This is a genomic window from Pedobacter sp. SYSU D00535, from assembly GCF_017355855.1.
In the GTDB taxonomy this organism is placed as follows: domain Bacteria; phylum Bacteroidota; class Bacteroidia; order Sphingobacteriales; family Sphingobacteriaceae; genus Desertivirga.
On the sequence record NZ_JAFEWD010000004.1, the window covers coordinates 335,737 to 350,348 of the forward strand.

The 14,612-nt window shown below is 48.2% G+C and carries 11 protein-coding genes; 3 read left to right on the forward strand and 8 right to left on the reverse strand.

The window, feature by feature from the left end; genetic code table 11:
- Nucleotides 1-43: 43 nt before the first annotated feature.
- Together J4N23_RS21250 and J4N23_RS12045 are read right to left on the reverse strand one after the other, a co-directional pair.
- On the reverse strand, nucleotides 44-1,282 hold the full coding sequence (locus J4N23_RS21250) for a carboxypeptidase-like regulatory domain-containing protein (RefSeq protein WP_207427571.1): 1,239 nt from the start codon (nucleotides 1,280-1,282) through the stop codon (nucleotides 44-46).
- Nucleotides 1,272-1,847, reverse strand: a complete 576-nt coding sequence (locus J4N23_RS12045) for an RNA polymerase sigma factor (RefSeq protein WP_207427572.1) — start codon at nucleotides 1,845-1,847, stop codon at nucleotides 1,272-1,274. The genes J4N23_RS21250 and J4N23_RS12045 overlap by 11 nt, the downstream gene beginning before the upstream one ends.
- Nucleotides 1,848-1,925: 78 nt before the next feature.
- On the opposite strand from J4N23_RS12045, the gene J4N23_RS12050 reads away from it, so the two are divergent.
- Nucleotides 1,926-3,827, forward strand: a complete 1,902-nt coding sequence (locus tag J4N23_RS12050; protein WP_207427573.1) for a VWA domain-containing protein — start codon at nucleotides 1,926-1,928, stop codon at nucleotides 3,825-3,827.
- A gap of 45 nt (nucleotides 3,828-3,872) precedes the next feature.
- On the opposite strand, the gene J4N23_RS12055 is transcribed toward J4N23_RS12050, so the two are convergent.
- Together J4N23_RS12055 and J4N23_RS12060 are read right to left on the reverse strand one after the other, a co-directional pair.
- A complete protein-coding gene (locus J4N23_RS12055) occupies nucleotides 3,873-7,016 on the reverse strand; it encodes a DUF6298 domain-containing protein (protein WP_207427574.1) in 3,144 nt (1,047 codons plus the stop codon).
- Between the two features lie 31 nt (nucleotides 7,017-7,047).
- Entirely contained in the window at nucleotides 7,048-8,589 is a 1,542-nt protein-coding gene (locus tag J4N23_RS12060) for a family 43 glycosylhydrolase (protein ID WP_207427575.1), read from the reverse strand.
- A 130-nt stretch (nucleotides 8,590-8,719) separates the two neighbouring features.
- On the opposite strand from J4N23_RS12060, the gene J4N23_RS12065 reads away from it, so the two are divergent.
- Entirely contained in the window at nucleotides 8,720-9,634 is a 915-nt protein-coding gene (locus J4N23_RS12065) for a pirin family protein (protein WP_207427576.1), read from the forward strand.
- A 63-nt stretch (nucleotides 9,635-9,697) separates the two neighbouring features.
- On the opposite strand, the gene J4N23_RS12070 is transcribed toward J4N23_RS12065, so the two are convergent.
- The 3 genes from J4N23_RS12070 to J4N23_RS12080 form a co-directional block, all read right to left on the reverse strand.
- Nucleotides 9,698-10,144 carry a cytochrome c gene (locus J4N23_RS12070; RefSeq protein WP_207427577.1) on the reverse strand — a complete coding sequence of 149 codons (447 nt, stop codon included), beginning with the start codon at nucleotides 10,142-10,144 and terminating at the stop codon, nucleotides 9,698-9,700.
- A 3-nt stretch (nucleotides 10,145-10,147) separates the two neighbouring features.
- A complete protein-coding gene (locus tag J4N23_RS12075) occupies nucleotides 10,148-11,416 on the reverse strand; it encodes a sorbosone dehydrogenase family protein (RefSeq protein ID WP_242689203.1) in 1,269 nt (422 codons plus the stop codon).
- Between the two features lie 196 nt (nucleotides 11,417-11,612).
- Nucleotides 11,613-12,782, reverse strand: coding sequence for a PQQ-dependent sugar dehydrogenase (locus J4N23_RS12080; RefSeq protein WP_207427578.1), 1,170 nt, complete (start codon nucleotides 12,780-12,782; stop codon nucleotides 11,613-11,615).
- Between the two features lie 176 nt (nucleotides 12,783-12,958).
- Here J4N23_RS12080 and J4N23_RS12085 point away from each other — a divergent pair, with 176 nt between their 5' ends.
- A complete protein-coding gene (locus tag J4N23_RS12085; RefSeq protein WP_207427584.1) occupies nucleotides 12,959-13,189 on the forward strand; it encodes a hypothetical protein in 231 nt (76 codons plus the stop codon).
- 72 nt (nucleotides 13,190-13,261) lie between these two features.
- On the opposite strand, the gene J4N23_RS12090 is transcribed toward J4N23_RS12085, so the two are convergent.
- Nucleotides 13,262-14,566, reverse strand: coding sequence for an O-acetylhomoserine aminocarboxypropyltransferase/cysteine synthase family protein (locus J4N23_RS12090; RefSeq protein WP_207427586.1), 1,305 nt, complete (start codon nucleotides 14,564-14,566; stop codon nucleotides 13,262-13,264).
- Between the last annotated feature and the right edge of the window lie 46 nt (nucleotides 14,567-14,612).

Sequence of the window (14,612 nt, forward strand, 5' to 3'; positions counted from 1 at the left end):
ATTGAAGAAGAAATGGGTCCGCAATCGAAAATACTCAGCTACCCTACCTAAACTTAACACGCAACCTGATTTCTTTTGTTAGTCCATCGCTTGGTCCCTTCCATGCCGGACCCTCGAGAATCAACTGAAGGGCTTTTTTATTTACTTCTTCACTCAGGCCTTTAATGACCTTCGCGTTGCCCACTTCGCCTGCCGGAGATACCGTGAAGGATAGCGTAACGCTTCCCTTCTTACCGTCGGGACTCGTCGCTTTTGATTTCAGGTACTTCCGATAAGCATTCCAGCCCATTACTGGCTCAGCAGGTCTTGTCTCGACTGCCTCTTGAGGAGAAGAGACAACCACTTCACTTAGTGCGGCCAAGTTTGGCTTGAGGGCAATCGTAAGACTGTCTGCCTTTGAAATTTTTATCTGCTCCTTCTCATATCCAAGCGAAATTACTTCGATTGCATCTCCTTTTTCCGGCACTGTGATTACAAATCGGCCCTCTGTATCTGTGCTCGTCCCGATAGGGTACCCCTTTACTTTTACAGCTACTCCTGGAATAGGTGTACCATCCTCTTTATCAATGACAGTACCTGAAACACGGACACCGGACTTCGTCATTTGGCGACTGCTCATCCCTCTGGTTTGCACTCCTGCCAATTTCCCTTCGAGTTTAGATTGTAGCTGAGGAGTATCTGTCACAGTACTTACCGCTCCGGTAAACTCCTTTTTTTTCACGGTTCCGTATCCTACAACTACAACCTCATCCAGCGAAGAGGGAGAAATTTCAGGTGCCGACTTTTCGAGAGCAGCAATTTGAACAGGACTTTCCGGCGGTCGTGTTTTTACCTTCGGGCGATCATTAACTACAGGAGCTGACCTCCTTTGCGGACTATCGGCTGCTTTTTCTGCCACCTGTGGTACCTCAACCCTAGGATTCGGCGGCATTTGTTGTTCCGGCTGTTGATCATTACGTGCAATGGGAGGAGCAGGGTCCTTGCTGATCAACAGGAAAGTAAGAATACCTGCAGCAAGTAAAATTGAAGCGGCGATTCCCCAGGTGAGTGGTAACGCAATAATCTTCCGGTTCTTTTTGCTAAGTCGCTCGCTCAGCAGCTGGTCAAGTTCCTGCAGCGCCTTCTCGTGTTCCCTTTCCTCCCCGCTTTCCATCCCCTGGATTAGATCCATCAATAGCGGATCATCCTGCGCCTGCCGCTCCAGTTGGTGCATAGCACGGCTGTCAAGCTCCCCGTTGAGGTACTTCCGGATGAAGGATATGTCATATCTTTTACGCTTCACGATTCTTCTCCATGCAAATTTTAAGATTCCTTTTCCCGTTTTGGATATAGCTTTTTACCTCGTTAAGGCTGAAACCTGTCAGCTCCACAATCTCCTTATAGCACTTTTCATTGAGGAAAAACAAGTCGATACTTTGTTTTTGCTTTTCAGGCAGTTTGTCGATGCACTTCTCCAGCGTGCTTAAATCCTTTTCTTTGCTTTCATGATCCGAGGGATGCAAGGTCATTGGAAATTCCACAACTTCGTCAAACGAAACATGCTGCATTTTCTTCGCCGAGCGTAGCTGCATCAAACAATAATTTTTCGTCAACACGTAAAGCCAGGTAGCAAATTGTCGGATCTCTTGTTTGTTCACCTTTTTTACCAGCTCTTCGAAAACCTGCATGCTTGCGTCTTTGCTCTGCTCCGAATCTTGCAGGTAGCGGAAGCAAACGTAGTATACCATGGAGGAGTGCCTTCTGAACAGTTCGCCAAGCACTTCCAGGTCACCGCCTTCACGGTAACGCTGCAGAAGTTCTTCATCCGCTGCCTGATCAGATCTTTTCGACTTGCCGAACCAATTCATTGAGTAGCTCAAAATAATTTTTATTTATCGCTTATGGAAATTTTCCAGGGGATGCATCCTCGGCGAAAATTCAATAACATGAAAGGAAAAATTTTACTAGTCATGCTGTTTCTGGCTCTGGTGAGCTTTAGAAACACCGCTACCCGTACCATTACAGGTCATGTTTATGACGCAAACGATAAGAACCCGATAATTGGAGTTTCAGTAACCGTGGAAGGAGAGAAGGCAGGAGTAAGTACCGATGCGAATGGTTACTATTCGATAAAAGTTCAGGAGGGAGGTAAAGTGCTTTCCTTCGCAATGGTAGGTTATGAAACGAAGAAGGTGAAAATCGCTAAGTTGGATAAGTTGGATGTGCAGCTCGTTCCTTCCAACAATGTTTTATCAGAAGTAGTAGTTATCGGATACGGAACCCAGGAGCGAAAGGAGCTGAGTGGCGCTGTGAGCACTGTCGCTGCTAACGAAGTTTTACAGGGGAAAGTGGCAGGGGTACAGATACGAGGACATTCCAGTAAACGGGTACGAATGCCGGAGCCGGTATACCGGCATAATGAGTCCTACAAAGAAATAACAGAAAATCGTTTTCTGAAACCATCCGCTTCTCCCTTGTCCACCTTTGCTATTGATGTTGATAACGCCTCGTACAGCAATGTTCGCCGTTTTATCAATGCAGGGCAGTTGCCGCCGAAAGATGCGGTGCGGATTGAGGAGATGATCAACTATTTCAAATACGATTTGCCCGGTCCACAGGGAGATGACCCAGTAGCGATTCACACAGAGCTCGCTTCGGCACCCTGGAATCCCAAACATCAATTAGCAAGGGTGGGATTGAAGGCTAAAGAAATAGAAACCGAACGGCTGCCAGCGTCTAACCTGGTATTTTTGATCGATGTCTCTGGCTCAATGGCGCCCGAAAACCGCTTGCCGCTTGTAAAGACATCCCTGAAGATGCTGGTGGATCAACTCAGGGAAAAAGATAAAGTAGCGATCGTGACCTATGCAGGGAATGCCGGGTTGCAGTTGGAAGCAACGCCCGGAAGTCAGAAGGATAAGATAAAAACAGCAATCGACGGACTGGGTGCGGGGGGCTCTACAGCAGGGGGGGCTGGCTTGAAGTTAGCTTATCAAATTGCCCGGGAGAACTTCATTCCCGGAGGGAATAACAGAATTGTGCTGGCAACCGACGGTGATTTCAACGTAGGTGTATCGAGCGATCAGGATATGGAGCAGCTGATTGTGAAAGAGCGCGAAAGCGGCATAAATATTTCTGTCCTTGGCTACGGAATGGGCAATCTCAAAGACAGCAAGATGGAAACTATTGCCAATAAAGGCCGTGGTAATTATGCTTATATCGATAACCTGACAGAGGCAAGAAAAGCCATCGTTTCAGAGTTCGGGGGCACATTTTTCACTATTGCCAAAGATGTAAAGGTGCAGGTCGAGTTTAATCCCGCAAAGGTGCAGGCTTATCGCCTGATTGGATATGAAAATCGCCTGCTGGCGAAAGAAGATTTTAATAACGATAAAAAAATAGGGGGAGATATGGGAGTGGGCCATACGGTAACGGCTCTGTATGAACTAATTCCTGCTGGGGTGAAAAGCAGTTTTACGGATGTTAATCCGCTGAAATATCAACAGGAGTCGCAGGCAGTTCGAGCAAATTCTTCAGAAGTAGCCACAGTGAAGTTCCGCTATAAACATCCGCAATCAAACAAGAGTAAGTTGCAGCAAGTGGTGGTAGAAGATCGGCCGCTTGGCTTATCGAAAACCAGCAATGATTTCCGGTTTGCGAGTGCTGTCGCTGAGCTGGGCATGCTGCTGCGGGATTCAGAGTTTAAGCAGGAAGCGGACTTTGAAAAGTTGATTGCCCGTGCAAAAGCAGCCAGGGGAGCCGACGAGGAAGGATACCGGGCTGAATTTGTGCGGTTAGCAGAGACAGTAAGGCTGCTTAGTAAAAGCAACGAATTGGCCCGTGACTAGGGTTTGAAAGGAACAAGCAGCAGTGGCTTGTTCCTTCTTGTTTTTCTAGTTCTTTCTACTAAGCCAAAGCACATTTGCTCCTTTGGAAGGAGCCTGGAGAGAAACGTTTGTGCCGCCCTTTACCAGCTGTTTGCTGTCCGTCACTGCACCCGTTCCCGGATTAATCCACTTCAATAGGTAGGTCGTTTCATCGTCTTTAAGATTCAACTCCAGTTTTTCATCCTCGGAAAACACAACATATCCCGCTCCTCGCTCTCCCAACACGAAATCATCCGAGCCCGCTGAGTGGTAAGAATGGCTTTTCATGCCTCCGATGTCAGCAAAAAAGCGGCTGTCCTGTACTCGAGGAATGGAAGTCAGAGATCCGCCTGCTATAAATTCAGCCCATTCCGCAAACCTGCCTCCGCCTGTTGAGTACACGACCGCTTTTTCCGGGAATTTCGCTTTTAATTCAGATACGGCCCGAAAGATCTGTTCAAAGGAGCTGTTTCCCGGGTTTAATATCCGCGCAAACTGGCGAGGGGCAAGGCTTTGGCCTCCGGGCGGAGCGTATACAGAGCCGTCTTCCCGGTAATGCCATTGCAGCACCTCGACAATATCAACCATCAGCGATCTTTTCGGATCTGATAGGATGGCGTCCTGTACGTCTTTAGTCGCGGGTAGCATTACCAGCACGTTCTGTTTATTTTCCTTTTCCCATTCAGCGATCACGTCCAGCCAGAATTGTACAAAGTGGAGGGGACCAGTATATTCGAGTCCGAGGTGATGCACCACGTTCTGATTTCCCCTGAAGTTATCCAGGCTTTTCCGTATGTAGTTTCGATGCAATACCTTTCTCACCGCATGCGTGGTGTCATAAAACTCCTCGGCCATGTACACCCGCTTATCGCCGGCATAGGCAGTGTTTTCGGCAAAGCCTGTGTTGTTGATATTGTTGGCAGACCTCCAAGGATAATCCGCCCAGTGAGCGCCTTCCTCAATGATGTTGTGTTGGAGATAGTGTTCCTGGATGAATAGCAGGCCCTTAGCGTCGGCACGATCTGCAAACGCTTTCAATCGCGACCAATACCAGGGATTCCATTTTGTGAGGTCGTACTTGCTCAAGCGATCAAAAGCCTCACCCTGTCCGCTACGACTAAAAGGTTGTTCATAAAAGGGAGCCCAAACGTCGGCATCTGCTCGCCGGCTGCGTGCGTGGTCGTCCCGTCGTCGCTCGTACCACAAGGCCGGGAAGTGCTGCATCGATACCGTGTTGGAGCGAAGCATATCTGCAACCACTGTATCAAGGTCGTCAGTAAGTCCCCTGCCAATCCGGCCGGGAACAAAACGGACAAGGTTGGAAGAGGCCTTTGCAACTTCGCTTGGGCGTGTTGATCCCCGCCACATGCTGGTGCGGCTCTTCTTGCCTGTCAATACCTCGTTTTCCCTGACCAACCAACCGTTTTTAATGGAAATAGGAGTTGATGTGTTTGGCGTACTGGCTGATTTAGCAGCTCCGGTCTTCGTCCACCTTTTCGCGCCTGAAACATTCAAGTTAATCGGATATCCGGCAATCATTGAATCGATCCACTCATTCATGGTTGTTTCGGCAAACCTGGACCGGAACGTGTACGCTTTAGCAAGCTCCGGCGATGGGGCATTAGTACCTGTACCAAAATAAGTAAGTATTTTTTTCTCTTCAGGCGACGGTTTTCCTGTCCTTGCTTTAAGTTGGGCATAGAAGAAACTTTCTGGCCTAAGAGATGATTTGAGCTGCTCGTGTTGCCCGTTTCCATAGCCTTGCGCAGCACTTGCATAGGCCCAGTTTCTCGAACCAGGAGGGGAGGAAACATGTACCTGCGCCGCCCGGGTAAGCCAGCTGAGCGAGTTTGCAGCCGTCCAGCCGCCACCCTGTCCGTCTACATCGCGGAAAGCAAAACTTAAATTACCGCCATCAATAGTTGTCCGGTCGAACAAAACTCCGGTAGCCCATCCACCCAGGGTTCCCGAAAAATTATAAGGCATATAGGCGTAGCATTGCACAAAGGCATTAGGACCAGGTGCGGTAAATCCAACAGAAAAGGGATGATAGGCGTATTCCGCGTAACAGCGCTGAAAAAGCACTTGCTGACCCAGGGTATGGAATGCCAGGCGGCGGTGATTTCCGATCTCGCCCACTGGTGCCAGCGATTTACAATCCTCCACCGTAATTCGGCTCGCTGTTTCCCAAACAGCAACTGCAGCACTTACAAAGTGCGCAGCCTCCACTCTCCGTACCCAGGAATCTCTCACATTTTCAAGCGTAACCGCCATCCAGCGATGGTTCTCGTCTTTCTCTTTACCCGTTTCGTAACTGGAGATACAGCGCAGGTTTTCGATCCCCACCTGACTAATTTGTCCGGGCCACTGGTAGGAAGAAACAGATGCAGATCCGAAGGCAGGATCAAGCGCATCGGTGAGCGGTACATCGAGCTCAATGGAGTTAGGGCTTACAGCAGTTACAGTACGGTACCAGTTTTGATCAAAATCTCCCGGATCCCATTTCGTCAGTTGATAATCCACGTAAACGCCAATCTTATCTGCACCGATCTTCTCGATCCATTCTTTTGTCGAGGGGCGGTTCACAACTATCCTGTCTCCGACTTTAAAACTGTGCTTGGTCTTGAAGCTGAGCGACTTGGAGTTTACCGGAAAATACCGTTCTTCCACAGGGATGGCGCTACCGTTTTTTCGATCGTCACTGCCTGCTACCCGAATGAGGGTTGACCGGTCAGTGCCTGTTCCTAAAAGAATAGTTCCGTCTTCACCCGATCCGCTTCCTCGTAAAACAACGCCGGAGCCGCGGATGGTCAGAGAGCCGGCAATCGTATAAGTGCCCTTTTCAAGCAGTACCGCTCCACGAAACCCTTGTTTATTTGGTGCCAGGGAGGATACGTAGTCGATTGCCGACTGGATCCTGTGAGTGGCGTCGTCCTTAAGGAGTGGTACCACGACTTTCACTTCTACCGTCGGAATAGAGCTTTCTGATAGCATGTATCCGCAGTAGGAGAAGTCGGGCATCCGGTCGCCATTTGCTTCGGCCTGATAGTGCAGGCTTCCATCCTGTTTCACTTCAATAGCCGCAGGTGCAATTGTCTGCGACGAGCTGTATAAGGGGAGGAGCTGGCTGCTCAACAAGGCAGCCACGTTAAAGAGGTATCTAAAATTCATGGATTTTCTGTAATAGCGATTAAGGGCCTTGCTAAAGCTTGCGATAAATGAAGTTGTCAAACACGACCTTTCCTTCTCCAAACGCAAATAAACCAGCCCTTAAACTCATAAAGCCGCCGAAGATATTATGGTTGAAGCCTGTTGCATCAATACTTCTTTCCACACGGTTCCAGCTTTTGCCGTCGCTGCTGTAGTAAAAGCTGATCTCGTTTTCGTCGTTCAAAATCCGCAGATAACCATGAGTGCCCAGGTTGTTCCGATCAGTGATCTTTTTATTTTTTTGATTATAAACTGAAAAGCCCGCTGTGTCAACGCTGATCCGCATATTTCCCTGCTCGTTGTAAAACAGGGTTAGGCCTGCAGTAGTTCCTGCTTCAATAGTATATTCTACCTGAATTTCGTATTTCCTGTCCGCTGTATTCACCAGCAAAGGAGAGCTGTTCTCAAAAGAGCTTCCTTTCGCCTGCAGTTCCAACTTTCCCTTCCGTACCTTCGCCCGCTCGGAAGGATGGCTTTTAAAGCCCTGCCACTGCAGGCCGAGTTCGTCGCCCGAGAAACTGTCAGAAAGATCATCCTTCTTTGCAGAGGGAGTTCCCGCTGGCTTCACAATGGAATCGGTACTTTTTACACCTTCCGGTACCCGGAACCAGTTATCTTTTGTCCATTCGATCGGAAGCATCAGCGTTTGGCGTCCCAACGTTTGAAAATGCTTTTCATAAGCGTGATACATGATCCACCACTTGCCGCTTACGTCGTCAACCAACGTGCCATGGCCCTGGCTCCACCAACGTTCTGCACGGCTTTCTGTATGCACGATGGGGTTGTAGGGTGAGTTTTCCCAGGGGCCTTTCGGTGATCTCGATCTGCCGGAAACAACCATGTGCGAGGTTGCCGGACCGGCTGTACCTCCTTCAGCAACCGTTTGGTAGTAGTAGCCATTTCTTACCGTTGATTTTGGTGATTCCAGGCAGAAACACTCGGTGTTCCATTCTTTCGGGAACTGCCAGCCCTGATATCCCGGCAAAGGTTCGCCAACGGTAGATAATCCGTCGTCAGAAAGCTGGATGATATAGCCTTTTGAAAGGTACAGGTAGCGCTTCCCATCTTTGTCCACCACATGACCCGGGTCGATAAAGCCCGGAAGCTTCAGGTCTACCGGCGCCGACCAGGGGCCTTCCGGCGACTTTGCCGTTACTACCCAGTTGGTTTTATTGGCAGGGAAGTAAATGTAATAAGTGTCTTTATGTTTGATGAGATCCGGCGCCCATACAGAACCTACATTTTGCTTGAGGGCGTAGGTCACCCGCTCCCAGTTTACCAGGTCTTTGGATTTCCAAATCAAGAGTCCCGGATAGTACTCGAAGGAAGAATGGGTCATGTAATAGGTGTCTTTTTCCCTCAGCAAAGAAGGATCAGGATAGTCGCCGCCTAAAATGAGGTTCTGATAAAAAGTTGCTGTAGGAGTTGGTCCATTATTTGGAACAGCTTTTTTCTGCTGAGCATTTGAATAAAGACAAAATGAGGATAAAAGCAGAGCCAGCAAAGTACGCGGGTTAAAAGCAAAATCGGTCATATAAGAGGAGTGAAGAACGAAAGTAGGCCTTTTTTAAATCCTTTAGGCGCATGGTAATTCTTTCTTTACAAAATTAACCAGGAACTGGTTTAACAGCATTGCTCCTGCTATTTTTACCTATCTTGTTTTTATGTTAGATATCGTAATCGAAGCCCGCAAAGCTGCTCTCGCTCCAGGGATGGATGTGAAGCGAATTCTGCCCTTTCGCCTCAAAAGGATGATTGGTCCCTTTATTTTCATGGATCATGCCGGTCCTGTGATGGCCGCACCATCTGCCGTTTCCAATATCGACGTACTTCCTCACCCACATATCGGTTTATCCACGGTCAGTTATCTTTTTGGGGGACAGGTCACCCATCGGGATAGCCTGGGAGTGGAGCAGATTATCCGGCCGGGAGAAGTAAACTGGATGACGGCGGGCAAAGGGATATCGCATTCAGAGCGGTTTGAAGATCCGGCGGCATTGGCAGGAGGGGAGCTGGAGCTGATCCAAACCTGGGTGGCACTGCCAGAGAAAGACGAAGAGACAGATCCGAGCTTTGTAAATTATCAACCCGCTCAACTGCCTGTTTATGAAGAAAAAGGCGTATGGATGCGCCTGATTGCGGGAGACGCTTTCGGCTTGAAGAATGAGGTGAAAACGCACTCGCCCTTATTTTACCTGCATGTTGTTTTACAGCCGGGAGCACACTTCGGTTTACCGAAAGAGCATTCAGAACGTGGCTTTTATATTGCCAAGGGAAGTCTGGAGATTTCGGGTGTTACTTATCCTGCCGGTCAGATGCTGGTGTTTACAAAAGGTGTCGATCCGTTGATTATCGCGAAAGAGCCCACTACCCTCATGCTCCTTGGAGGAGAACCTTTGGGGGAACGCTTTATCTGGTGGAATTTCGTGTCTTCACGAAAGGAGCGTATTGAACAGGCTAAAGCCGACTGGCAGCAGGGCAGAATCGCACTGCCCCCGAATGATAATCTGGAATTTATCCCCCTTCCCGAGGATAAACTAAAAGCTGCGGGAAATCCGCCGCCGGAAGCTTTATCCTGACAAAGATAAATGAAAAAGCCTTCTCACTTTTGGTAGGAAGGCTTTCTTGTTAGTTGTGAAGTTCTATTTCTTTCTTACTGCGTTCACTTCGGCTACTGTGACTGCACTGGCCTTATTACCAAAGTTGTTACGCACGTAGGTTAGTACGTCCGCAATTTGTTGGTTGGTCAGGTGTGTCATGGGAGGCATCGCATTTGAATACATTTCTCCATCAATTTCTACACCCTGCATGCCTTTCAAAATGATATTTATCAGCGCAGGTTTGCTTCCCAACACCTGAGATGTTTTAATTAAAGGAGCGTTCAACCCAGGTACACCTCCGCCGTCCGCCTGATGGCAGGGGAGGCAGTAAGTGGTATAAACAGCCTGGCCCCGGCTCAGCGAGGCCTTAACAGCCGCTGAGGAAGACGTGGTGCTTGCTTTTTGTGTCGTTTGCGGCTTTTTAGTCTGTGCTGAAGCCGATAAAAGGACCCCTGAAACTATTAAAAGCGTTAATAAACTTCTTTTCATCTGTTATTTCTTCTCGTAACTAATTTTATAAATTCTTCCCTTCACATCATCCGAAACGTATAAGGAACCGTCAGGACCTTGTACCAACCCGCAGGGGCGATGCGCTGCTTGTCTTGGAGAGGTAACGGTTTCTACGCCTGCAAAATTGTCTGCGAAGACTTCCCAATCACCGGAAGGAACTCCGTTTTTGAATGGTTGGAACACGACAAAGTATCCCGCTTGTGGTTCTGGTGAACGATTCCATGATCCGTGAAAGGCAATGAAAGCGCCGTTTTTATACTTCTCTGGAAACATATCGCCAGTATAGAATAGTAGTCCGTTTGGAGCCAAATGCGCCGGGTAAGCAGCTACGGGATCTATGTACTGATTGCTTCCCTCTTTTTTACCGTCGCCGCCGTATTCAGGCGCGAGCATTTTCTTTTTCTGCATATGATCGTAATAGATATATGGCCAGCCGGCATTATCCCCTTTTTCAATCTTATACATACATTCAGACGGTAGTTCTACCGCCTGTTTTGTGCTGAAGTGCTGGGGGAACATGTCCAACTGATCACGGCCATGCTGCATCACATAGAGCGAGTTGTCCTGCTTGTTCCAATCCAATCCAACTACGTTCCTTAAACCAGTCGCATATCGCAGCCCTTCTCCATAGCTTTGGTTTAACTTATTTGCCTTGAATTGCCAGATACCCCCAGCGGAATCCAAAATTGGACAGTTGGCCCTTCCCGGAGAATTCTGTCTGCGATCTGATTCCTGGCAGGAGTTGGAGTAGGCGCCAATATTTACATAGATGTTATCCTCATTGTCAAGCACGATGGATTTGGTTTCGTGCTGCCGCCGGTTGATAAGGCCCGTTACTATTTTCTCAGGTTGATCCGGATTTTGCACATTTCCCTGTGCATCTAACTTATATCTGAAAACAGCATCATCAGAGGACGCATATAGGAAATTGTTTTTGTAATAAATTCCGGTACCACCGTAATTCCCAAAGGAAGTCGTTTCTTCAAAAACGCCATCCCGATTTTTGTCAGAAAGCTTTACTATCCCTTTTCCTCCATTCAAGCGGGAAAGTTTAACGTAAAGGTCGCCAGCCGGAGTGATCGCCATATGCCGTGCCCTACCGATATTGTCTGCTGCCACAATCGCGTTAAATCCCTCGGGAAGTTTTAAACCTGAGGTGTTCGACTGGGCATGGAGCGCCCATGGGGCTATTGCCAGGGCTAAGCCCAGGAGTATCTTCTTCGACGTCATTGCCGATGCTTGTTTATTCATTTGCTTCATAGTCATTTCTCCGATGTCTGGAGAAGTAATGGTTTGCTGCTGCAAATTTACTTTTTGTCGGCTCAATTTGACTTTCTATCGGGAATTTTACGCTGCTAGTTCTGGACGATCAGGTGGAATGGGCTAAATAAAAAGGCTGCCGATGATTACCGACAGCCTTTTTGTTTAGCTAAAAGTCAGAATGCCCCTACTGCTTCGGCACCAACCTCCACACAGCTCCATCCCGCTGATCCGTTGATACGTAGATCGAACCATCCGGTGCTTGCTCTACATCCCGGATCCTTGTCCCCAGGTCGATCCTGCCTACTTCTTTTGCCTGATCTCCGTTCAGCTGAACTCGCACCACGCCTCGCGCCGTTAATCCACCAATCAGCATGTTGCCTTTGAAAGCCGGGAACATGTTGCCAGTGTAAAAGGTCATTCCGGAGGGGGAGATCACAGGTGTCCATTTAACTGTCGCATCTGCAAATTCAGGACGCGTTGTGGGATCAGGAATATCTTTTCCGTCATAGTGGGTTCCCCAGGACACCAAGGGCCAGCCGTAATTCTTGCCGGCCTCCGGCATGTTCAGCTCATCTCCGCCTTTCGGGCCCATTTCTGCAACCCAGAGGCGTCCGGTAGCAGGATCAATAGCAGCCGATTCAATATTCCGATGTCCGTAAGAGTAGATCTCTTTTTGCGCATTCGCCTGATTCATAAATGGATTATCCTGTGGGATACTTCCATCCTTGTTGATCCTGATTATCTTCCCCATATGGGTGGCAAGATCCTGCGCCGGATCAAACTTAAAGCGCTCCCCCAGAACCAAAAATAGCTTTCCGTCCTGCGCAAATACCACCCGGGATCCAAAGTGATTCGGCCCTTCCACTTTCGGCTTCATAGAAAAGATCACCTGGAATTCGGTCAATTGATTATTCACCAGCTTTCCCCTGCCCAAAGCGGTAGAGGCCGTATTATTGGGACCTGGCTCTGCATAGCTGAGATAGATATAGCTATTATTTTGAAAGTCTGGATCTACGGCTACATCCTGGAGCCCTCCCTGTCCCTGTGCGTAAACTGCAGGTACTCCCGACACTGGTTCCGACAGCTTGTTGTTTTTATCAAGGATCCGTAAACGTCCTTCACGTTCTGTAACTAATAGTCTTCCATCCGGCAGAAATGCCATTCCCCACGGATGGACCAGATTACTTGCTATCGTTTGTTTCTCTACCTGAGTAGTAGCAGAGCCCGAACCGCCCGTATTCCCGTTGGTACCTGGACTCCCTGCGGTATTTTTGTTAGTACTGCAGGAACAGCTAAATCCGAAAAAAAGGGCAATAGCACCATAGCAGAGGGGGTTAAATAGGATGTTTTTCATAGTTGTAAGGATAGTAGGTGTTGAAACAGTTTTCTTAGAATTCTGTTTGCAGCCCGGTGGAGCTCAGTCTTTTACGGTTGCCGTGTGGCGATAAATGCGGCTTAATGCTCCCTGCTGGAATGTTTTTTGTTTGACTCCGGATAACACTTTAGATACACACACTTAATACACATTTTATGGATCATCCTTTTCTAATTGATGTCGCTTTCGATGAGAGAGTGGAACGCCTGGCAGTGATACCGAACGCTGGCAAATATCGGATACTTAAAAATCAACAAACACTGGCTGTACTGGAAATTGATAATGAAGACTCTTCCTGGATCCACCGGGAGGGGAGTTTCGACAGAAATCTGGTAAAAAGTATTGGAGGCGGAATAAACAGGTTTGTTTTATCGCGGAAAGTGTAGGCGGCTTGTCTTGTATCTGCAAAAGATATCAGAGCAGTGCTATACTGCTCTGATACGTTCGCTAGCAGGGGATCAACCTACTTTAGCAAAGGCCTGTTCGAAATCGGACTTGATATCCTCGATGTGCTCGATACCTACAGAAACCCGGAGCAGTCCCGGAGTAACTCCCGCCGCTAGTTGTTCAGCATCTGATAATTGCTGGTGCGTAGTAGCGGAAGGCTGGATGATCAGCGTTTTTGCATCCCCCAGGTTAGCCAGGTGACTCGCAAGTTCCAGGCTGTCTACAAATTGAATCGCCTTATCTTTTCCTCCTTTTATCTCAAACGATAAGACGGCACCAAAACCGTTTTTCAGATATTTTTTAGCGTTGGCATAGTACGGATTGCTTTCCAATCCAGGGTAGTTTACCTTCTCTACCTGCGGATGGCTTTCTAACCATTTTGCCAGCTCCAGCGCATTATCGACGTGTCTTTGAACGCGTAAAGACAAAGTCTCCAAGCCCTGAAGGAACAGGAAGGAATTGAATGGCGAGCCCGCTGGTCCGAAGTCGCGCAATCCTTCTACCCGTGCCCGGATGATAAACTGAATATTTCCGAAAGGACCGCCGATGCCAAACACATCGTTAAACACTAAGCCGTGATAACCTTCTGAAGGCTCAGTAAACTGCGGGAATTTGCCGTTGCCCCAGTTATAGTTTCCGCCATCCACAATTACCCCTCCAATGCTGGTTCCATGTCCGCCAATCCATTTCGTTGCAGATTGAACCACCACATGAGCGCCGTGCTCCAAGGGGCGGAACAGATATCCCGCCGCCGCAAAGGTATTGTCGACAATCAGCGGTAAATCGTATTTTTTAGAAAGCTCGGCGAATTTCTCGAAGTCGGGAATATTGAAGCCGGGATTTCCGATGGATTCCAGATATAAAGCTTTCGTATTTTCGTCAATCAATTCCTCGAAACTTTGGGGATCATCGCCTTTGGCAAAACGAGCGTCAATTCCCAGGCGCTTAAAGGCCACTTTGAATTGGTTGTAAGTACCGCCGTACAGGAAAGAGGTGGTAACGAAGTTATCACCAGCCTGCATAATATTATTTAAGGCAATAAATTGCGCAGCCTGACCAGATGCTACCGCCAGTGCTGCCACTCCGCCTTCTAATGCCGCCACCCGTTTCTCGAAAACATCGGTAGTAGGGTTCATAATGCGGGTATAAATGTTTCCGAACTCCTTCAAGGCGAATAAGTTAGCGCCATGTTCGGAACTGTTGAACACATACGATGAGGTTTGGTAAATAGGAACCGCCCGCGAACCGGTGGTCGGATCAACTTCTTGTCCTGCGTGCACTTGCAGGGTTTCGAATCTCAAATTTTTTTCTGACATAGTATAAGTTTTGGTTTTAGTGTGCCTATGGCAAATATAGAAGATT